The organism is Neobacillus drentensis, assembly GCF_036965425.1.
GTDB classification, from domain to species: domain Bacteria; phylum Bacillota; class Bacilli; order Bacillales; family Cytobacillaceae; genus Neobacillus; species Neobacillus drentensis_F.
Window position 1 is genome coordinate 1 of sequence record NZ_JBALPP010000041.1, and the last position, 20635, is coordinate 20635.

The following is a 20635-nucleotide window of genomic DNA, read 5'->3' on the forward strand; positions in this document are numbered from 1 at the left end:
TTCTTATCGACCGTGACTATCCTTTTTTGTAACTAGCGGGTTTTATGAATTGTTATAAGCAAAGAAAAAAACAGATGCCCACAAAAAGCATCTGTTTCAGCTTATATATTGCCTTATTTTATCCAACAAAAACGGTACCGAATGAAAAGCATACAGTGTCTCCATGACTACTCCGTTTTGCACGATTAGCAAACAAGGGACACTTTCAACGGCAAAATCCACCGCTAAATCAGGATAAAAATTTAAATTCATTTTTCCCATTTCTATCTCGACCAGTTCCTCAACTACCAACAGCATTTTAGAGGCCAGCTGGCAGGTGCCGCACATTGGCGTATAAAAATAGACCAGCCCGGTTACTTTTGTTTCGAGGAAGTTGGTTAAATCATTTCGATTCCACTCATTCATTTCAGTTAACTCATTTCTAAATACTCAGTATGAACGTCAATGTTCGCTCCTAATAAAACCGTAGCTAGGTGATGCACAGGCGCAGTGGCTACTTCACGATACATCCGGTCAATATATAAATGTTCCGCATGAGGAAATTCCCGTTTAAACTGCTTACGAAGCTTCTCGCCGGCTTCATCGGCATCCACAAGGATATAGACATCCTTGTCTTCAAGAAATTCAATCAATTCATCTAATTTTGTCAAACTGATGGTTCCATTTGTACAAATGATTTCAACGGGTTCCTTTAAGATACCTTTAACCTTATTTTTATCCGATTTTCCTTCGACAATAAGAACTTTGTCAACATACGTATCATTCATTATCCATCACCTGTAAAAGAAGTTGTTTTATGATAACATATTCCAAATTTTTCACAATGTGTGCCTGCTTCTTAGGTACGTTAACTATAGCATTATTGTCATCTCAAAAATAGGTTTTTGCTCATGGATGCTTTTCCGCCTTTTTCACATTTTATTATAGCCTGCCCAAATTTAGTAGTAGAAAAAGTGGAAAATGTAAGAAAAGCACCTGCATGAGGTGCTTTCAAGATAAGAATTAGTCTTCTTTAGTCATTTCTTCGTATTGTTCAGCCGTCATAAGCTTGTCGATTTCACTGCTGTCGGATAATTCAATTACGATCATCCATGCTTTTTCATATGGTGATTCGTTCACAAACTCAGGGCTGTCACTTAAATCTTCGTTTACTTCAACAACTTTACCGCTGACTGGTGCGTAAAGTTCAGAAACAGTTTTAACTGATTCCACGCTGCCGAATGGTTCGTCAGCTGTTACTTCGTCGCCCACTTCAGGAAGCTCTACGAAAACGATATCTCCTAACTCGTGCTGCGCAAAGTCAGTGATCCCGACGCGGACTTTTTCTCCTTCAACTTTTACCCATTCATGTTCTTCAGAATAACGTAATTCTTTTGGTGTACTCATTTCAAAATCCCTCCATTGAATTATTCTAAAATCTATCATCGAAATAAATCGATTACCACTTTTACATGATGGCTAGGTTACTTCAGCCACATTTTCTCAAACTCTTCTTCCTTAAAGCCAACGGTCACATGTTCTCCGTCTGTTAAAATAGGACGTTTGATTAACATGCCGTCGGAAGCCAATAAATCTAATAGGTCATCGTCTGTTGCTGACTTCATTCGGTCTTTTATACCTAATTCCCGGTATTTTTGGCCGCTAGTATTAAAAAATTTCTTTAATTCCAAGCCGCTTTTTTGATAGAACTCTTGCAACAATTCCCGTGATGGGGGATTTTCCACAATATGTACTTCTTCATACGAAAGCTGATGGGCATCCAGCCACTTCTTTGCATTTCGACATGTTCCGCATTTCGGATACCAGTAAAATGTTAATGCCAACCGTTTCACCACCCTCTTTAGTCAAATGCATTTTATCATAGACAACTTCAAAATCCTAATAGATGGCACTTCCAAAAGATAAATTTCGACACCGTTTGTAGAATTTCCTGCTTTTTAAAAAAATATTTAAATAAAATGCTGTGTTAAACTTGGCTGGTGGTTTGTGCTCCAGGCACTTCGGCCTTCCGCTTCAATCAACAGAATTCTAATATGAGCGATGTTCATAAACAAAGTAAAATAAAAAGCTCCCCTCAGGAAAAGAGGGAAGCCGCACTATAAAATTACACTACATAACGTTCTGCTTCAATTACTACATCTGCCGCTTCGCGTTTTTTTGCAATCACGTTGATTGGCGTGTGGCGAGTAAACTTGCGAAGGGAAGTAAGCATCATGCGAAGTGTATCCCCCTGCTCAATCGCTACAAGGGTCTCTTTCGCATGCTGTTCGATTTCATTAAAGGCTTCTTGACAGAAGATTTGAGTGTATAAAAGCTTCTGCTTATTCTTTTCTAAGCCGTCTTTTGCAATCGCTTTTTCAGTACGTAAAACAACTGATTCCATAGCGTAAACTTGTGAAGCGATATCCGCAATATTAGAGAGGATTTCTTGCTCTGTTTCAAGCGCTTTGCCGAATTTTTGCGCAGCTAAGCCTGCTGCTAATAGGCCAATTTTCTTTGCGTTTTTCACTAGATATTTTTCCTGTGCAAGCGGCTCATCGCCTGGCTCTTCCGGCATTAACATCATTAATTCCTCTTGAAGCGCCATTGCTTTTTGGAATAATGGAAGCTCGCCTTTAAAGGCCTTTTTCAAGAAGGTGCCCGGCACCAATAAGCGGTTGATTTCGTTTGTTCCTTCAAAGATACGGTTAATACGGGCGTCACGGTAGGCTCTTTCAATCGGATATTCCTGCATGAAGCCGTATCCGCCGTGAATTTGTACGCCTTCATCTACCACGTAAGAAAGCACTTCACTCGCAAAGAATTTATTTACAGAACACTCAATTGCGTATTCAGCGATAGAGCCAGCAACCTTTTTAATGTCCTTTGCTTCTTCCGTCGAAAGCTGGCCTTGGTTGTTTTCATACAAACCGATTGTACGGTAAACGGAGCTTTCAGCCGCATAAATTTTAGAAGCCATAGTACCAAACTTTTCTTTTGTTAAATTAAATTGGGCAATTGGAGTTTTAAATTGCTTACGGCCATTTGCATACTTAACAGTCATTTCAAATGCCTTTTTGGAACCGCCGACGCCGCCGACAGCTAACTTGTAACGGCCAATGTTTAAAATGTTAAACGCAATAACATGACCTTTTCCATATTCTCCTAGTAAATTTTCTACAGGAACCGCTACATCTTCTAAAATTAGGGTACGAGTGGAAGAAGCCTTAATACCCATTTTCTTTTCTTCAGCGCCTGTTGAAACGCCAGGGAAATCCCGTTCTACGATGAAGGCCGTGAAATGTTCACCGTTAATTTTTGCATAAACAACGAAAACATCTGCAAAACCAGCATTGGTGATCCATTGCTTTTCACCGTTCAGAATATAGTGAGTGCCGGCAGCATTTAATTTAGCCGTTGTTCTCGCGCCTAATGCGTCAGACCCTGATCCAGGCTCCGTCAATGCATAGGCTGCAATTTTTTCACCAGAAGCAAGGGCTGGTAAATATTTTTTCTTTTGCTCATCATTACCGAATAACACGATTGGCAGGGAACCAATTCCCACGTGCGCACCATAAGAAAGGGAGAAGCCGCCAGCGCCTGACATTTTTTCGGTAATAACCGATGAAGTAATTTTATCTAAACCTAAGCCTTCAAACTCCTCTGGAACGTCTACCGCTAAAAGGCCAAGATCGCCCATTTTCTTTAATAACTTAACTGTACGATCAAATTCATGGTTTTCTAAATGCTCGATTTGCGGCGCCACTTCTTTTTCAACAAAGTCTGCAGCAGTCTGCCCAATCATTAAATGCTCTTCTGTAAAATCTTCCGGTGTAAAAATATCCTCATATGAAAGATCTTCAATTAAAAAGCTTCCGCCTTTTACAATTTTTTTAGTTTCAGTCATAAATATTCCTCCTAATTAATTTTTAGAGGGGGCAGCAATCGGGAAACCCCCATGACCGGATTACAATAATTCAAATACTCCGGCAGCACCCATTCCGCCGCCGATACACATGGTTACAACACCAAATTGTTCGTTGCGGCGCTTTAACTCATGAATAAGGCTCAATGTTAACTTCGCACCTGTACAGCCTAGCGGATGTCCAAGGGCAATTGCCCCGCCATTCACGTTAACTTTTTCTTCATCAAGTCCAAGCTCACGGATTACTTGAAGAGATTGCGAAGCAAAGGCTTCGTTCAATTCGAATAGATTAATATCCGATATCTCTAAACCTGCTAACTTTAGGGCTTTAGGGATCGCTACTACAGGTCCGACACCCATAATTTCCGGCGGAACACCGCCGACAGCGAACGAACGGAATTTTGCTAATGGCTTAAGACCAAGCGCTTCTGCTTTTTCACGGTCCATTACCATAACAGCCGCTGCCCCGTCACTTGTTTGTGAGGCATTGCCAGCTGTAACAGAACCTGTAACAGAGAAGGCCGGGCGCAGCTTAGCAAGTGTTTGTAAATTTGTATCTGGACGAACACCTTCGTCTTGTGAAAATTGGATTGTTTTTTCAACCAGCTTATTGTCTTTTCCCACGGTGCGAATAGTAACATCCACCGGTACGATTTCATCAACGAATTTTCCTTCAGCAAGGGCTTTGGCTGCACGCTGATGACTTCTAACCGCAAAGGCGTCTTGATCCTCGCGTGTAATTCCATACTTTTGTGCTACCTGTTCAGCCGTATGACCCATTCCCATATAGTACTGTGGAGCTGTTTCCGCTAGTTTGATATTTGGCCGGACAACATGACCCATCATTGGAATCATACTCATCGATTCCGCACCGCCAGCGATGGCTGTATCAGTATGGCCAAGCATGATTCCCTGTGCTGCATAGGCAATCGCCTGTAATCCTGAAGAACAGAAACGATTGACTGTAATAGCAGGAACTGTGTAAGGAAGTCCTGCCAAAGCCCCGATATTCCGGGCCATGTTATTTCCTTGCTCTGCTTCAGGCATCGCACAGCCAATGATTAAATCATCTATATTGCCTTCATAATTTCCGGCACGCTTTAAGGTTTCTTTTACAACTAACGCTCCCAAATCATCAGGACGAACTTGGGCAAGCGTTCCTTTCTTCGACTTGCCGACTGGTGTCCTTGCTCCGGCAACGATTACCGCTTCTCTCATGAATGTTCCCTCTCTTTCTCTCAATCTTTCAATTTATTTTTCGACTTTAACTTCGATAACTGTCTAGCTTCAGCGCCTATGGGCTCGCAGGTCTACAGCCAATCCGTCAAGAAGGTTAAAAACCAACCTTCTCGCCGGCTCGTCTTATGCTTGTCGCCCCTAGGAAAAAATGAACTGCTTTTTTCCCTGGTCAAGGCGCTTCCGCTTTTCTAGTTGCGTAATGGTTTTCCCTTCACAAGCATATGCTGCATGCGCTGTTGTGTTTTTGGTTCTCTGATTAAGCTTAAGAAAGCTTCTCTTTCTAAATCTAATAGATATTGCTCATCGACTTCTGTACCGAATGGCACTTTGCCTCCGGCAATAACATAAGCAATCTTCTTGGCAATTTTCAGATCATGCTCGGAAATAAAGCCGGATAAACGCATGGCTTCAGCACCAAGCAGAAGTGTCGCATAACCGGTTTCACCGACGACTGAAACCTTGCGGTGTACTCTTGGCTTATAGCCTTTTTCATATAATGCCAGTACGGCTTGTTTTGCATCATATAGCAAATGGTCACCATTAACACTGATTCCATCCGCAAAGTTTAAGAAATTATTCTCGCGTGCTTCTTCTGCGGAAGTAGATACTTTCGCGGTCGCGATGCTTTCGAATACTTTATTGGCCACGTTTTGCAGGTCGAATTGTACGCCATTTGGCAGGCTTTCTAAGTGCTTAATATAAAGCTCCTTGTTACCGCCTCCGCCAGGAAGCAAGCCTACCCCAACCTCAACAAGTCCCATATACGTTTCAGATGATGCTTGAATGTGGGCTGCAGGCAGGCAAACCTCTGCTCCGCCGCCAAGCGTCATGCCAAATGGTGCCGCAACCACCGGTTTAGAGCTGTATTTTACTTTTAAAAGTGCGTTATGAAGATGTCGCACGACCATATCCAGCTCTGGAATATTGTCATCCTGGGCTTCCATCAGCATCATTGCCAAGTTGGCGCCGACACAGAAGTTCTTTCCTTGGTTCCCGATGACAAGACCCTTATAATTTTTCTCCACTTCATCGATTGCGAAGTTAATCATTTGTACGATATCAAGTCCGATCGCGTTATTTGGTGAGTGGAATTCTAATAAAGCAACTCCGTCACCGATATCAATCAAGCTTGCACCGCCATTCTTTTTAATTACCCCTTTTTGTTTTTTAATTTTTTTAAGGTCGATCACCTTTGGATTGAACTCCACTGGCTGGTATTCACCTTTATGATAGAAGTAAAGCTCGCCGTTTTCTTCCTTATAGAATGAGGTATGACCATTTTCAAGCATTTCGGTAACCCATGCTGGAACTTCAATGCCTTCTTCTTTCATCTTTTGAACAGATTTTTCGACACCGATGGCATCCCAGTTTTCAAAAGGACCCTTTTCCCAGCCGAAGCCCCATTTCATCGCACGGTCGATGGCTACGATATCATCGGCGATTTCTCCTAGGAGCTGTGCTGAGTATATTAATGAATGTTTTGTTGTATTCCATAAAAATTGGCCAGCACGATCATTGGCGTAAACAAGCGCTTTCAATTTATTCCCTGTGCCTTTTTCCTGCTTTGCAAGCTCTACTGAAGGTGTAGAAAGCTTTTTGCGTGGACCGTACTCCAGTGTATTTGGATCCAATTCTAAGATTTCTTTTCCTTTTTTCAAAAAGAATCCTTGTCCGGATTTGCTTCCAAGCCAGCCTTTTTCAACCATTGCTTTCATAAAAGCAGGTACTTCAAAAACTTCCTTTTCTTCCCCCTGAACACTATCGTAGACATTGTTTGCTACATGATAGAAGGTGTCTAATCCGACTACATCAAGGGTGCGGAAGGTAGCACTTTTCGCACGTCCAATTAATGGTCCAGTGATAGAATCGATTTCTCCGACACTATAGCCGCCATTTAACATTTCTCTAACTGTAATAAGGAGGCCGTACGTACCGATGCGGTTGCCGATAAAGTTAGGCGTATCTTTGGCCACAACTACACCTTTCCCTAAAACATCCTCACCAAATGTTTTCATGAAAGAGAGGACTTCTGGGTCCGTGTATTGAGTTGGGATAATTTCTAATAATTTTAGATAACGCGGCGGGTTAAAGAAGTGTGTTCCAAGGAAGTGTTTCTTAAAATCGTCGGAACGTCCTTCAACCATCGCTTCCACTGAAATACCGGAAGTGTTTGAGCTTACGATACTGCCAGGTTTACGGAATTTGTCAACTTGCTCAAAAACTTGTTTTTTCACATTTAAGTTTTCAACAACTACTTCGATTACCCAGTCAACGTCTTTCAATTTGACTAAATCGTCTTCAAGGTTACCTGCTTCAATAAGAGCTAGATTCTTTTTAGCAGTCAGCGGTGCAGGTTTTTGCTTCAATAATTTTTGAATATTTGCAGCAGCGATACGATTACGTACCTGCTGGTCAGCTAAAGTTAATCCCTTTGCTTCTTCTTCTTTCGTAAGCTCACGCGGGACAATATCCAATAATAGGGTTGGTATACCGATGTTTGCAAGATGTGCCGCAATTCCTGATCCCATTACTCCAGATCCTAAGACGGCTGCTTTTTTAATAAGTTGGTTCAACATTGTCTCCCCCTTCATCATTTTGAATGAATACTCATTCATTTTTTTGTTAAAAAAATTTCACATTTGAATGAGTTCTGTTATTATTTAATATAAAAGATTTTGAAAATTTGTGCAATCCATAAGTGTGGAAAATTTAATTTTTTTTGAAAAATAAATTTTTTCTTGGCTTTTGATAAATTTTTCATAGCGGGGAAATCTATTTTTGAGGTGATTTCCATGGCAAAAATGAAGAAAAATCCTTCCAAAGCAGGTGTCAGTGCGGCCAGCGTAAAAGGCAATAGCGGACCAGGCAATGAGGATCCAGGCTTCAACAAAACCAACAGCCAGAATAACCAATATAAACGGTAATTAGAAGAGCTGGACAAAAAACAGGCTGATTTACTCAGCCTGTTTTTTATTTCTTCGAAGAATTCCGGTGCTCTTCATTCATTTGTTTAATCTCATTAATAATTTGCTTCATTTCTTCCTTCGCTTCTGGATATAATTCATTCCAGTGCTTGGCTAAAGTCGGCATCGATTTGGCGATGTGAGTGTACAGCGCCCAAGCCTTCACCTTTTCTTTCGTTTCTTCTGCCGTTTCCCCTACTAATAATTCACTATACTTCTCAAGCAAGGCTTCGAATTGTTGAACAAATACTTTCTCCATCCTGACACCTTCCATCTTTGGTGATATTCGTACATGGACATGTTTTGCAGCGTTTACCAGCAGATAATTGATAAGAGAAACAACAGGTTTTCCTCATTCTTACATCTTCGATCTTTTCGGTGTAGTATTTTTGCAAAGGATTTCCATTATAGCGTCCAAACAGAGAGCCCTCTGCTTCAAAAAGTAAATAACGGAAATCGCTTTGTACGCTGCTATTTTCACTATCCTTTAGCTCTGATTCGTAAAGCCAGAATATGTAAACAGCAATATTTTCCCACAAGATTAACCTAGAAATCCCAAAAGTTTTTTCTAATTTATCGATGATAGGGAAAATATTTTTAGCAAATAGCTCCTTTATCATGTCCCTTCGCCAATCCGTGCGGGCCTTCCCATTCCAATCCTGTTCCCTTTCATCCTTTAATAAAAAGGAAGGAAGCCAATCCTTTCCCTTTTCAGGCGACTCCATTTCTATATTACTTATTGAGACATTGATTTTTTTATTCCAGACTGACATCGCATAAAGGGAGATGACTGCAACAAAGGCATATCTTTTAATAAAAATGGAGGCTGCTGCCTTATCATTCGGTGCACCGATAGAATCGGCTAACTTAGCAATGAATAGCTTTAAAAATTTATCATTCAATAAATCGGCGACATGAAATGAATTTTTCAAATTAGCTGCCAATCTATATTTTTGGAGACCGGACTCTGTCAGAAGTTTAGCCATTGATCGCTACCGCCTTCTCTAGGATGCATCTTCCCTTCCCATAAGGAATGCAAAGAGGTGTCCCGAATAAGGGATCTGTTGTTACCTCACAATCCATATCAAAAACATTTTTTACAAGACTGCAATTGATGACTTTCTCTGGTTTTCCTTGAGCGTAAACTTTTTGATCTTTAATTGCCACAATGTTATGGGCATAACGGCAAGCGAGGTTGAGATCGTGCAGGACCATAACGACGGTCCGGTTCTTCATTTCGTTTAATTCAAACAGCAAATCAAGTATTTCGATTTGATGGGTCATATCTAAGTAGGTCGTTGGCTCATCCAATAAAATAATGTCAGTATCCTGTGCCAAAGTCATGGCGATCCAAGCACGTTGCCTTTGCCCGCCGGAAAGAGAGTCAACCGGTCTTTCTTTAAGATGCTCAAGCCTCGTCGCCTTCAGGGCATCGTTCACTTTTTTCTCATCTTCTTCGGACCATTGCTTTAACCAGGTTTGATGCGGATAACGTCCCTGCTTGACGAGCTGGAGGACTGTTAAGCCTTCAGGGGCTGTAGGTGACTGTGGCAAAATGGCCATTTTTTTCGCAATGTCTTTTGTGGAAAGCTTGGCAATCGCCTTCCCTTCCAACAAAACTGATCCTGACTTTGGCTTCAGCAGCCGGGCGATCGAACGAAGCAGCGTTGATTTCCCGCAGCCGTTTGCTCCGATAAAAACGGTTATCTCACCCTTTGGAATTTGCAGATTCAACTCATTAATAATCAGCGTCTCCCCATATGAAAGTGATAATTCTTTCGTTTCAATCGCATTCATCATCTCTGACAGCTCCTTTAGGCATTTCTAGTTTTAAATAGTAAGTAGATAAAATAGGGTGCGCCTATTCCGGCGGTGAAAACTCCAGCCGGCACCTCTAATGGGGAAAACATGGTCCGCCCGATTAAATCAGCAATCATAACCAGGATTCCTCCTAGCAGTGCCGAGGTTGGAAGCAGCGCCCCAAAGGAGGAACCAACTAATCTTCTTGCCATATGGGGCGCCATCAGACCAACAAAACCGATGCCGCCAGCAAAAGCCACCGAACTTCCAATTAAGGCAGTACTGATCATCAAGAGTAAAAATCGCTGTTTTTGGACCTTGCCGCCCAAACTGGTTGCCACCTCGTCCCCCAGCTCTTGGAGATTGATCGTTCTTGCGGCTGCAAAGGCTACGATCAGGAAGACAACAGTCCAAGGTACTAGTGTAGCAACGTTTTTCCAATTGGATCCGTATACAGTTCCAGTAATCCAAATGTTTGCCTGGCTTGCCTGATAAATCGGCCCCATTACCATCGTTAAGGTCGTTAACGCTTGTGTTAACGTGGAGATTCCAATTCCAATCAATACTAGTCTGATAGGGGAAACCCCATTTTTCCAAGCTAGCAAATAAACCAAAAAAGCAACAACGCCAGCTCCAATAAAGGCAGCTAAGGGCAGCCAGGCAATGCTGACGGTAAGAGAATGATTTTTATCGCTAAAAAATGCGAGGAAACTTACAACGGCAAATGCTGCTCCGCCAGTAATCCCGAGCACATCCGGGGAAGCGAGCGGATTGCGGATCATTCCTTGTAAAATGCCTCCGGCTACCGCTAATGAGATGCCGACCATTAGCGCAATAATAATCCTCGGCAGGCGAAAGGATTGTATAACGAGTGTTTCCATTTCTGGTCCTGCACCGAATAAAACCTTTACAACGGTAAGCGGGTTAATTTTCATTTCCCCAGCACCGGTGCTGATGATAAAAACAGCAGCTGTAATGATGAAAAGAACAAGAAAAATGATGATTGCTTTCCGATCCAGTAAAAATGAGATTCGATTTTTATAAAAGCGGAAGTTTTTATATTTACTCATCGTGCATTGAACCCCTTTCTAGCAATGTAAATGAAGAATGGAGTTCCAATAATGGCCGTCATGACTCCGACTGGAACTTCGGACGGCATTAAAATATATCGTGCAGCAATATCTGCTGCTAGCAATAAAATTGCGCCTAACATCCCGGCAAATGGGACCACCCAGCGATGGTCAATGCCGATAATCGCTCTGGTAATATGGGGAACCACAATCCCGACAAAGCCAATCGGTCCTGCCACAGCAACAGACCCGCCCGCTAATAAAATTACCAAGATACCGATTGCTATTTTTACAAAGCCGGTATTTAATCCGAGTCCCTTCGCGACATCTTCCCCCATCGCGAGGATATTCATTTTTCCCGCAATAAATAGCGAGCCAAGCCAGCCAATTCCAATGTATGGCAGCACGGAAGCCAGTGTTTCCCATTTTCGGCCTGAGACTGAGCCAGCCAGCCAAAACAGCACCTGATCAAGCATGGCTTCATCCAGAACTAGAAGGCCTTGTGTAAACGAGGAGAACATAGCTGATATCGCTGCACCTGCCAAGGTCAGCTTCATCGGTGTTAATCCTTCACTGCCAAAGGAGCCTATCGCATAAACACTTATGGCAGCTATAGCAGCTCCCAAAAAAGCTAGACCGCTGAAAGCTGTCAGACTGTTAACGGAAAATAAGGTCATGGCTACAACCACAGCTAAACCGGCTCCGGCATTAATGCCAAAGATTCCAGGCGACGCCAACGGATTTTTCGTTAATGTTTGCATGAGGACGCCCGCAATCGCAAGGCTTGCTCCGACAGCAGATGCGATTAATGCACGTGGTAGTCTGACAGTCTGAATAATAATATGTTCATTGGACCCATTGTTATGGGTAAAGGCGTCAATCGCGGTACGCCAGCTTGTATCGGTATAGCCATATACGATGCTGGCACAGATGAATCCAAGCATCAGCAAGATGACGAACAATAATCCAATCCATTTTGAAAAAGTACTTTTTAACAGCATTTCGGATAAACCTTTCTATTAGGTTATTAATTTTAGTTTATCCCTAATTGAAAATGATTGTCAATTAAAATGAGAACGATTTTCAATAAAATTGTTGACAGATGGTTGGAGCTCATTTTATGATAAGAATGTAGTTGAAAATGATTATCATTCACATTTAGCTAAGGAGGCTACATATTAAGATGAAAAAAACGATACTTACTCTTTTTTCTGTCTTGGCTATTTTCTTATTAGCCGCTTGCGGCAGCTCGACCGAAAAAACGACCGGCAAGAAGTCAGAACCGAAAAAAGCAGAGGAAAAACCATATACGGTTGAGCATGCAATGGGCTCGACAACGATTAAAGGCACTCCAAAAAGAGTGGTTATCTTAACAAATGAAGGAACTGAAGCCTTGTTGGCACTAGGTGTAAAACCAGTTGGTGCGGTGCAATCCTGGCTCGGAGATCCGTGGTACGACCATATTAAAAAAGATATGGATGGCGTAGAGGTTGTTGGGACTGAGAGTGAGGTCAATATTGAAAAAATTGCTACTTTAAAGCCTGATTTAATCATCGGCAACAAGCTTCGTCTTGAAAAGGTATATGACCAGCTTAGTGCAATTGCACCAACTGTTTTTTCTGAAACGCTTAGAGGCGATTGGAAGGAAAACTTTAAGCTGTACTCTAAGGCATTAAACCTTGAGGAAAAAGGAAACCAAGTTCTAAGTGATTATGATAAGCATGTTGCCGAGGTAAAAGAAAAACTTGGCGATAAAGTAAATCAACAAATTTCTGTAGTCCGCTTTATGGCTGGAAAATCCCGCATATATTACACTGATTCATTTTCCGGGGTGATTTTTGATCAATTAGGCTTTAAGCGTGCAGCCCAGCAGGAAGCCCTATTCACTCCAGAAAATAAGCTTGGTAAGCTTGCGGTTGAGGTTGGCAAAGAAGTGACTCCTAAAATGGATGCGGATCAGCTATTCTACTTCACCTATGCGCCTAACGGTGATCAAAAAGCATTGGATACCGCAAAAGAATGGACGAACGATCCGCTTTGGAAAAATTTAAACGCTGTTAAAAACGGGAATGTCCACGAAGTAAGTGACGCGATCTGGAATACCGCTGGGGGCGTCCTTGCAGCAAATCTTATGTTGGATGATCTTGAAAAGATATTGAATAAATAAAAGTTAAATTTGTTAGTAAAAAACCTTCCCATATGAAAAGAGCGGGGCTTGCCATGGCCTCGCTCTTTTTTGCTATATTTCTCAGCTGAGTAGAGCTGGAATTCCGCCGGACTTGGCATTTATTCCGTGAACTTCCGAATTAATTCCGCCAAACCCCTTTTCAAGCAACAAAAAAAGAGCGACCGAGGTCGCCCAATCGATCAACGTTATGCCGTTGTCGAAAACATATATTTTTTATAATGGTAACGTATCGAGAAAATTAAGCCGAGCCCGAGCATGTTCCCCATTAAGGCACTGCCCCCGTAGCTGATGAAAGGAAGCGGGATACCGGTGATGGGCAGAACTCCAATCGTCATGCCGATATTTTGGAAAACGTGGAAGGTAATCATGCTGATGACCCCGACACAAATATACGTATAAAAATTATTCTTTGTTTCCATGCCTACCTTCGTAATATGGTAAATCAAAAGGAAAAACAAACTAATTAACACACTCGAGCCGATAAAGCCAAATTCCTCGCCAACCACGCTGAAGATAAAGTCTGTATGACTTTCCGGCAGGTAAACTTCACGATTACCGTAGCCTTTCCCGCCTGTTTGGCCTGAGCCAATTGCGAGCAGGGATTTCGTCAGCTGATACCCGGCAGAGCTTTGAAAATTGTAAGGGTCGAGCCAGGAATATATCCGGCCAAATTGGTACTGCTTTACGCCAAGATATTTTTCCAAAATGTCTGGTTTCCAGACAACAAAATACAAAATCGTTGAAGCTAGTACTGTACCAGATGAAAAAATCGGTACAAGCAGCTTCCAGGTGATGCCTGAGATAAAAATCATTCCTACTAATATTGCAATAAACACAAGTGAAGTTCCTAAGTCTGGCTGTTGCATCACTAACATCAATGGCACCATTGTCACAATGCCAAGCTTTATTAACAGCCAAAAATCAGTTTGAATCGTTTTGTTCCCTTGGTTTTTTTGATGGTGATCATCAATAACGCGTGAAAGTGTCAAGATAATAAATATTTTAACAAACTCAGAGGGCTGTAAAGAACCCATGGCTGGAACGATAAACCAGCTCTTCGCTCCATTAATCACAGGAGCAATGCTTGGAGGTGCGACAATTAAAAAGCCCAGAAGAAATAGTCCAAATCCATAGGCATACCATGTCAGCTTTCGCAGTTGGTCGGAATCCAGCGTCATTACCGATGCAATGATCCCGCCGCCGACAGCGTACCATACCATTTGCTTAATTAAAAAATTCTCTTTGTATTGTCCACTCTTTTGGGCACTATAAATCGAAATACAGCTTGCCAAAAACAATAATAAAAGAATAAAAACAAGATTATAATCAAGTTTTGAAGTTGTGTTTTTATTGGAAGTCATGCGTAAGTCTCCACCTTATTAAAACTTGTACATTTCTCCATTATATTTTTTTAATGCCTAAATCACAACTTCTAACCATTGAATGGATTTATTTACAAAAATAAATTCGTTTCAACTCCTCAGCCATCCACTCTAAATTATTCGGCACCTGCGGAAGACCATACCCGATATATAATGGAGTTGTCACAAAACGCGGTACCACTTTGGCGTAAACTTTTCCATCAAGATGATGAAAAAACACATTGTAGCTGCTTGCCTTAAAGGGAAAGTGGTTGAGAATATAATGAACCGCAATTTGAAGATACTCGGAGAACCTTTCCTGGTAACTCGAATCCGGCATTTCGATATTGAATTCATAGAAACCGACGCGGGGTTTTGTGGACAGAATCAGCCTAGAACCCTCCCCTTCATCAATCACAATCCCCTGAAACATTTCATGACTTGCTTTTTCTTTATAATCCAGATCATGCAGTCCAATAATTTGCATATGTGGATGGGCAATTGTGCCGCCAGATAAAGGTCCATGATTTTTGAAAAAAATAACCGAACGATATTCTCTGGTTTCCTCCATCTCTAACCAATGCTTGATGCCGAACCTTATCAATCTATGTAAATGCTCTTTAGAATAGGTTGATAATTCAGCATGGCAATCGTCTGTTTCAATTAACACCGTTTGATAGGCATTCTCTAGAACAGGATATTTATTTTTCAATAGAATGATTGGACCGTCCACTGCAATCAGGCCGGTCAGCTGGTCCCTGTCACAAAAAGGGCAGGCCTGCGCTTTGTTGCGGATACTTTCGGGCTTTTTGACACCGATTGAAGTATTAAAATGCAAATGTTTATTTTCCAAACGTGTATCTCCTCCCGGAAGGGCTTTATTCCTATTTTATGGGATAAGACAAACAAATTGCACATATTTTGTTTGAGTTTTTAATTGACCTTCTTGGCAAATAAATCCTAAAATAGAAGAGAATTTCAATAACTAGTTGGACATATCTTTTAATAGTACAAGTTTTTTAGAATGTGAGGGAATGTATGTTAACGAAATTAGAAGCGCTGATACTTGGGATTATCCAGGGGTTAACAGAATTTTTGCCAATCAGCAGTACAGGACATCTCTATTTAGGAAGAAATTTATTTGGCTTGCAGGAAGCAGGTCTATTGCTCGATACGATGCTTCATGTCGGCACCTTGCTTGCTGTCTTTGTTTTTTATAAGGATGAATTTATTAAAATCATCAAAAAACCGTTCAGCAAATTAACGTTTTTGTTAATTGTTGGAACGATTCCTGCCGTTATCTTTGGACTTGCTTTTAAGGATTTTATTGATGAAATCTCAAAAACAGGTGTGACGATTGGCTGGGAATTTTTAATTACCGGTATTTTCCTATGGCTAGCTGATTCAGTGAAAAATGGCCATAAAAAAATGGACGACATCAGCTATAAGGATGCATTGATCATCGGAACATTTCAGGCGGTTGCGATTATGCCGGCGATATCGCGCTCGGGAATGACAATTGTTGCAGCTTTGTGGCGAAAATTGGACCGTGAAACGGCCGCCTATTTCTCCTTCTTATTATCAACACCAGCCATCGCAGGGGCCATTGTCTTGCAAACGAAGGATCTGCTCGGCGGTGCAGGAGAAGAAATCTCATTATCTGCCCTGCTCGTTGGGATCATCTCTTCTGCCCTCTTCGGCTATGTTGCGGTTAGATGGATGATTGGCTACTTGAAGAAGCATTCCTTAAAGCCATTTGCTATCTATGTTTGGGCATTGGGATTAATTGTACTATTTTTCCAATTTACGGGTAAATTCTAATAAAAAATGCGACTCCCTGAGTCGCATTTTTTATTGTTTAACAGGCAGTACAGCCATTTCTCTGGCGGCTGCCGCTGCTTGTTCTTTAGCTTTTGCCATAATTTCAGGAACTTTTTTAGGAAAATGATCCATGCCTTCTGCAATGACCGTATCCAAGCTCTCGAATCCTAGGAATTCGAATACCTTCTTTAAGTAACGATCCCCCATTTCAAATTCCACCATCGGTCCTGAAGAGTAAATGCCGCCGCGGGTTTGAATATGGATGGCCTTCCTGCCAGTGAGAAGCCCTTTTGCCCCGTGTTCGGTGTAAGTGAAAGTTTTTCCAGCAATAAATAAACAATCCATAAACGCTTTGACAATTGCCGGTGCTCCAAAGTTCCAAATCGGTGTCACAAACACATAATAATCAGCAGCAATAAATCGGTCAGCTAACGCGTGCATTTTTTCAATTTTCGTCCGTTCCTCTTCCGATAGCTGATCTTTTGTATAGCCCATAAAGGATAATTTCGCCCGGGCATATAATAAATCCATATCGATGACAGGAATATCCATTTCATATAAATGCCAGCGTTCGATCTCCACATCTGGCTGCGCTTGTTTAAATTCTTCTAAAAATACTTCCCCAATTTGCATACCCTTTGAAAGTTTTATATCATTTTTCGGATTTGCCGTAATATATAAAAGCTTTGCCATTCGCTCCCATCCTCCAGCCTCAATTTTAATTTCTAATACTATACTACAACAAACTCCATCGCTCACAATTGAACAATAAGTGAAATTTGTGAATTTTATATGAATCTCAATCTACTTTTTGAACAATTTCAGACAATTCTAAACAAAACTTAACGAAACTTAACAATACTTAACAAAAGTCACTTTTATTATGCTATTCTTTTTATAAAATATTGGAAAAAGGAGGGTGAAAAATGGAATTAAAGGCTTATACTCCTGATGAGGTAGCGCAAATCTTTCAAATCTCAAAGCATACAGTTTATGAGTTAATTAAAAGAGGCGAGCTCCAAGCCTTTAAAATCGGAAACAAGATGCGAATAGAGCACGCTGAGCTTGAGCGGTTCAAAGAAAATACGAAAGCGCCTTCAAGGAAAGAATCCAGCCCAGAATCGAATCAAGCACATTTCATAAGGCTTTCTGGCAGCCACGACTTTCTAGTCGAGCATTTTGCCAAGCAGGCCGCACATGATTTAAGTATGCAAATTCAGCCATCCTACATAGGCAGTTTGGAAGGCTTAATGATGCTGTATCGGGGACAATGTGATATTGCGGCCATTCATCTATTAGATCCCGCATCACAAGAATATAATCTGCCATTTATCCATCAGCTATTTGTCTATGAATCTATTTTAGTTTTACGACTGGCTGCTAGAGAGCAAGGGTTTATTGTTGCGAAGGGCAATCCGAAAGGGATCCATGATTTTTATGACCTGACTCGAAAAGAGATTCAGTTTGTGAATCGCCAAAAAGGGGCAGGCACTCGCTTTTTGCTGGATTCGAAGCTTTCTAGCTGCGGAATTAATCCCTCTGGCATAAAAGGCTATTCAACCGAAGAATGGAACCATTTATCAGCAGCCTCCTACATAACGAGAGGTATGGCGGATGTAACTTTTGGAATCCAGTCGGCCGCTAGCCACCTAGGACTTGACTTCATTCCTGTTGCCAAGGAAAATTTTGATCTTGTGTTTCGTTTTACTGAAGATAATAAACAAAGCCTGACGGACCTAATCCATTATTTGAAGTCCAGCAGCTTTAAAAATAGCTTGACGGATTTGGCAGGCTATTCAATTGAAGATTTAGGAAAAATCATCTATCAAACGGAGGAACTTACATGTTAAAAAAACGTTATTTTGCAGCACTTTTTGCTTTCATGCTTTTGATTTTATCAGCTTGTGGAAATACGCAGACAAAAGAAGCAGATGCAAAAACGAAAAAGGTTGAACCTAAGGCAGCACCAACCGAAATGATTTTAGCAACAACCACAAGTACGCAAGACAGCGGCTTACTAGACGTCCTCATCCCTATGTTTGAAAAAGAAAACAACGTTAAAGTGAAAACGATTGCTGTAGGAACTGGTCAGGCACTTGAAATGGGTACAAAAGGGGAAGCCGATGTTCTGCTTGTGCATGCTCCTGCTGCTGAAAAAGCGGTTGTTGATGCCGGCGATGCCATTAACTACAAACGCGTTATGTACAATGATTTTGTTCTAGTTGGACCAAAGGAAAATCCTGCTGGTGTCAGCGGAGACGACATTCAAGCAGCATTCAAAAAATTAGCTGAAACTAAATCTATCTTCATTTCTCGCGGAGACGATTCAGGTACTGATAAAAAAGAAAAAGCCATCTGGACTCTACTAAACATTAAACCGGCAGGCGAATGGTATGTTTCGACTGGACAAGGAATGGGACAAACCTTACAAGTTGCAGCTGAGAAAAAAGGCTATGTCTTAACTGACCGCGCAACCTGGCTTGCTCAATCTAAAAACTTAAGTGACATGCAAATCGTTGTTGAAGGCGGCAAAGATTTAATGAATATCTATCACGTTATGCAAGTAAATCCTGAAAAACATGATAAGATTAATAGCAAAGATGCGAAGAAATTTGTTGAATTTATGATTGATCCGAAAACTCAAGATGTCATCGAGAACTTTGGTAAGAAAGAATACGGACAATCCCTATTTATTAAGTATACGGAATAGAGAAGGATGTTTAGGAGGCAACCATGGAACTGCTAATCGATGGACTGAAGAAAGCAATAGAGATGATTTTTTCTGGGGATCCAGAGGTATTTGCGATTACCTGGCTGACTCTAAGAGTTTGTCTTATTTCCATTTTAATTAGTACGCTCATTGGATTGCCTCTTGGTCTATTCCTTGGTTTAACTAGCTTCAAAGGCCGTAGATTACTATTATTATTTATTAATATTGGTATGGGCTTGCCTCCTGTTGTGGCAGGACTTTGGATTACGATGTTTCTTTGGCGTTCAGGCCCTCTTGGTGATTTCTCTTTACTTTTTACGCCAACGGCGATTATCATGGCACAGATTCTGGTTTCTCTTCCTATTGTAACGAGCCTGACCTGCTCCGCCTTTCAGCAAATCGATGACAAGTTGCTTTTGCAAATTAAAGCGCTGGGAGCAACAAGGGTGCAGTCCTTGATCATTCTTTTAAAACAATCAAAGATTGCGATCATGGCGGCCATTATGGCAGGCTTTGGCCGTGTCATTGCCGAAGTGGGTGCCGCGATGATGGTGGGCGGAAATATCCAAGGGGACACTCGGATTCTCACCACTTCCATCGTGATGGAGGTTTCAAAAGGAAACTTTGATATCGCCCTAGCCCTTTCCTTTATTCTCCTGACGGCTGCCCTTTTGATTACTGCAGCGTTAACTTTTTTACAGCAAAGGAAGCGATTTTCGTGAACCCGTTAATTGAGCTGAAAAATATCACCTTTACAGCCCAGCATAAAACGATTCTGGATATTCCTCATTTCCAGATTCATCCTGGGGAATTTCTCGGCATTATGGGACCAAATGGAGCGGGCAAAAGCACTCTATTAAAATTGCTATCCTTTCTGGAACGAAGCAGCAGCGGTGAAATCCTCTACCGCGGGCAAGTTATTACAAAGGGAAACGCACCGCTTGACTTACGAAGGAGGTTCTCGATTGCCCTCCAGCAATCGTTACTATTGGATGGAACTGTCTATCAAAATATCGCAATCGGCTTAAAACTACGAAAAATTTCTAAAGTCGAAATCAAAGAAAAAGTTGAACATTGCCTGAATCTCTTTGGGATCAGTCATTTAGCGAAAAAAAATGCGCTTCATTTATCGGGAGGAGAGGCGCAGCGGGTTAATCTAGCACGAGCGATGATTGTCGAGCCGGAAATTCTTTTTCTCGATGAACCGTTTTCTGCCTTGGACTTCCCTACCAAAATTAAGCTGATGGAAGATTTCAAGCAGATTATTAGTGAAACAAAAACGACAGCAGTGTTTGTCAGCCATGACCTAATGGAAGTCAATTACTTAACAAATCGACTTGCTATTATTGTGAATGGTGAAGTAAAACAATCTGGACCAACCCCCATGGTCCTCGAATTTCCCAATTCATCCACTTCCCCCTTCCTTAATGAGTGGAAAAAATTCTATCCAGTTGCACGTTAAATGCAGTTCCATTTGGGACTGCTCGGGCTGTCGAAAAACTTTCGATAGCCTTTTTTTCATTCATTCCCTTTATAGGCTTTTAAACTTGTCTGTTGATTTGCGCTCCAGGCGCTTCGC

Annotated in this window: 22 protein-coding genes; 7 read left to right on the forward strand and 15 right to left on the reverse strand. The window is 41.5% G+C overall.

All coding sequences use genetic code 11. The features are described from left to right. Nucleotides 1-96: 96 nt before the first annotated feature. The 7 genes from V7161_RS11090 to V7161_RS11120 form a co-directional block, all read right to left on the reverse strand. A complete protein-coding gene (locus tag V7161_RS11090; protein WP_335445121.1) occupies nt 97-405 on the reverse strand; it encodes a thioredoxin family protein in 309 nt (102 codons plus the stop codon). Nucleotides 406-410: 5 nt separating this feature from the next. Continuing rightward, nucleotides 411-767 (reverse strand): toprim domain-containing protein, encoded by a 357-nt coding sequence (locus tag V7161_RS11095; RefSeq protein WP_335445122.1) that lies wholly within the window; start codon nt 765-767, stop codon nt 411-413. Nucleotides 768-1002: 235 nt separating this feature from the next. Continuing rightward, nucleotides 1003-1386, reverse strand: coding sequence for a glycine cleavage system protein GcvH (gene gcvH / locus V7161_RS11100; RefSeq protein WP_223591971.1), 384 nt, complete (start codon nt 1384-1386; stop codon nt 1003-1005). 77 nt (nt 1387-1463) lie between these two features. Next, the gene (locus V7161_RS11105) at nt 1464-1823 is read right to left on the reverse strand and encodes an arsenate reductase family protein (RefSeq protein ID WP_335445124.1); all 360 of its coding nucleotides are present in this window, start codon (nt 1821-1823) and stop codon (nt 1464-1466) included. A gap of 281 nt (nt 1824-2104) precedes the next feature. Then, on the reverse strand, nt 2105-3886 hold the full coding sequence (locus V7161_RS11110) for an acyl-CoA dehydrogenase family protein (RefSeq protein WP_335445125.1): 1782 nt from the start codon (nt 3884-3886) through the stop codon (nt 2105-2107). Nucleotides 3887-3946: 60 nt separating this feature from the next. Next, nucleotides 3947-5122, reverse strand: coding sequence for an acetyl-CoA C-acetyltransferase (locus V7161_RS11115; protein ID WP_335445127.1), 1176 nt, complete (start codon nt 5120-5122; stop codon nt 3947-3949). A gap of 209 nt (nt 5123-5331) precedes the next feature. Beyond that, entirely contained in the window at nt 5332-7719 is a 2388-nt protein-coding gene (locus tag V7161_RS11120; RefSeq protein ID WP_335445129.1) for a 3-hydroxyacyl-CoA dehydrogenase/enoyl-CoA hydratase family protein, read from the reverse strand. Nucleotides 7720-7935: 216 nt separating this feature from the next. On the opposite strand from V7161_RS11120, the gene V7161_RS11125 reads away from it, so the two are divergent. Then, nucleotides 7936-8067 carry a YuzL family protein gene (locus tag V7161_RS11125; protein WP_223591976.1) on the forward strand — a complete coding sequence of 44 codons (132 nt, stop codon included), beginning with the start codon at nt 7936-7938 and terminating at the stop codon, nt 8065-8067. Between the two features lie 46 nt (nt 8068-8113). On the opposite strand, the gene V7161_RS11130 is transcribed toward V7161_RS11125, so the two are convergent. Genes V7161_RS11130 through V7161_RS11150 form a run of 5 tightly spaced genes read right to left on the reverse strand, consistent with a single transcriptional unit; the run spans nt 8114 to nt 11977 of the window. Next, nucleotides 8114-8365 (reverse strand): DUF2573 family protein, encoded by a 252-nt coding sequence (locus tag V7161_RS11130; protein ID WP_335445131.1) that lies wholly within the window; start codon nt 8363-8365, stop codon nt 8114-8116. Next, the gene (fhuF, locus tag V7161_RS11135; protein ID WP_335445133.1) at nt 8325-9092 is read right to left on the reverse strand and encodes a siderophore-iron reductase FhuF; all 768 of its coding nucleotides are present in this window, start codon (nt 9090-9092) and stop codon (nt 8325-8327) included. The genes V7161_RS11130 and fhuF overlap by 41 nt, the downstream gene beginning before the upstream one ends. After that, the gene (locus tag V7161_RS11140; RefSeq protein ID WP_223592261.1) at nt 9085-9903 is read right to left on the reverse strand and encodes an ABC transporter ATP-binding protein; all 819 of its coding nucleotides are present in this window, start codon (nt 9901-9903) and stop codon (nt 9085-9087) included. Before V7161_RS11140 ends, fhuF begins: the two co-directional genes overlap by 8 nt. 17 nt (nt 9904-9920) lie before the next feature. After that, nucleotides 9921-10976 carry a FecCD family ABC transporter permease gene (locus tag V7161_RS11145; RefSeq protein WP_335445134.1) on the reverse strand — a complete coding sequence of 352 codons (1056 nt, stop codon included), beginning with the start codon at nt 10974-10976 and terminating at the stop codon, nt 9921-9923. Continuing rightward, on the reverse strand, nt 10973-11977 hold the full coding sequence (locus V7161_RS11150) for a FecCD family ABC transporter permease (protein WP_335445135.1): 1005 nt from the start codon (nt 11975-11977) through the stop codon (nt 10973-10975). Before V7161_RS11150 ends, V7161_RS11145 begins: the two co-directional genes overlap by 4 nt. 182 nt (nt 11978-12159) lie before the next feature. On the opposite strand from V7161_RS11150, the gene V7161_RS11155 reads away from it, so the two are divergent. Beyond that, nucleotides 12160-13143, forward strand: a complete 984-nt coding sequence (locus V7161_RS11155; RefSeq protein WP_335445136.1) for an ABC transporter substrate-binding protein — start codon at nt 12160-12162, stop codon at nt 13141-13143. 206 nt (nt 13144-13349) lie between these two features. Here the strand turns inward: V7161_RS11155 and rodA are convergent, their stop codons facing one another. After that, nucleotides 13350-14525 carry a rod shape-determining protein RodA gene (rodA, locus tag V7161_RS11160; RefSeq protein ID WP_335445137.1) on the reverse strand — a complete coding sequence of 392 codons (1176 nt, stop codon included), beginning with the start codon at nt 14523-14525 and terminating at the stop codon, nt 13350-13352. A gap of 88 nt (nt 14526-14613) precedes the next feature. Then, the gene (locus V7161_RS11165) at nt 14614-15378 is read right to left on the reverse strand and encodes a DUF4931 domain-containing protein (protein ID WP_335445138.1); all 765 of its coding nucleotides are present in this window, start codon (nt 15376-15378) and stop codon (nt 14614-14616) included. Between the two features lie 185 nt (nt 15379-15563). On the opposite strand from V7161_RS11165, the gene V7161_RS11170 reads away from it, so the two are divergent. Then, on the forward strand, nt 15564-16346 hold the full coding sequence (locus V7161_RS11170) for an undecaprenyl-diphosphate phosphatase (RefSeq protein ID WP_223591984.1): 783 nt from the start codon (nt 15564-15566) through the stop codon (nt 16344-16346). Between the two features lie 30 nt (nt 16347-16376). Here V7161_RS11170 and V7161_RS11175 read toward each other — a convergent pair whose 3' ends face one another. After that, a complete protein-coding gene (locus tag V7161_RS11175; protein ID WP_335445140.1) occupies nt 16377-17039 on the reverse strand; it encodes an FMN-dependent NADH-azoreductase in 663 nt (220 codons plus the stop codon). A gap of 233 nt (nt 17040-17272) precedes the next feature. On the opposite strand from V7161_RS11175, the gene V7161_RS11180 reads away from it, so the two are divergent. From V7161_RS11180 to V7161_RS11195, 4 genes are read left to right on the forward strand one after another with little or no spacing between them, the layout of a single operon-like run. Continuing rightward, nucleotides 17273-18196: a helix-turn-helix transcriptional regulator gene (locus V7161_RS11180; RefSeq protein ID WP_335445141.1), complete on the forward strand. Its 924-nt coding sequence runs from the start codon at nt 17273-17275 to the stop codon at nt 18194-18196. After that, nucleotides 18190-19056 carry a substrate-binding domain-containing protein gene (locus tag V7161_RS11185; RefSeq protein ID WP_335445143.1) on the forward strand — a complete coding sequence of 289 codons (867 nt, stop codon included), beginning with the start codon at nt 18190-18192 and terminating at the stop codon, nt 19054-19056. Before V7161_RS11180 ends, V7161_RS11185 begins: the two co-directional genes overlap by 7 nt. A 23-nt stretch (nt 19057-19079) precedes the next feature. Then, entirely contained in the window at nt 19080-19778 is a 699-nt protein-coding gene (locus V7161_RS11190; RefSeq protein ID WP_335445144.1) for an ABC transporter permease, read from the forward strand. Continuing rightward, nucleotides 19775-20518, forward strand: coding sequence for an ABC transporter ATP-binding protein (locus V7161_RS11195; protein ID WP_335445145.1), 744 nt, complete (start codon nt 19775-19777; stop codon nt 20516-20518). Before V7161_RS11190 ends, V7161_RS11195 begins: the two co-directional genes overlap by 4 nt. Nucleotides 20519-20635 lie beyond the last annotated feature (117 nt).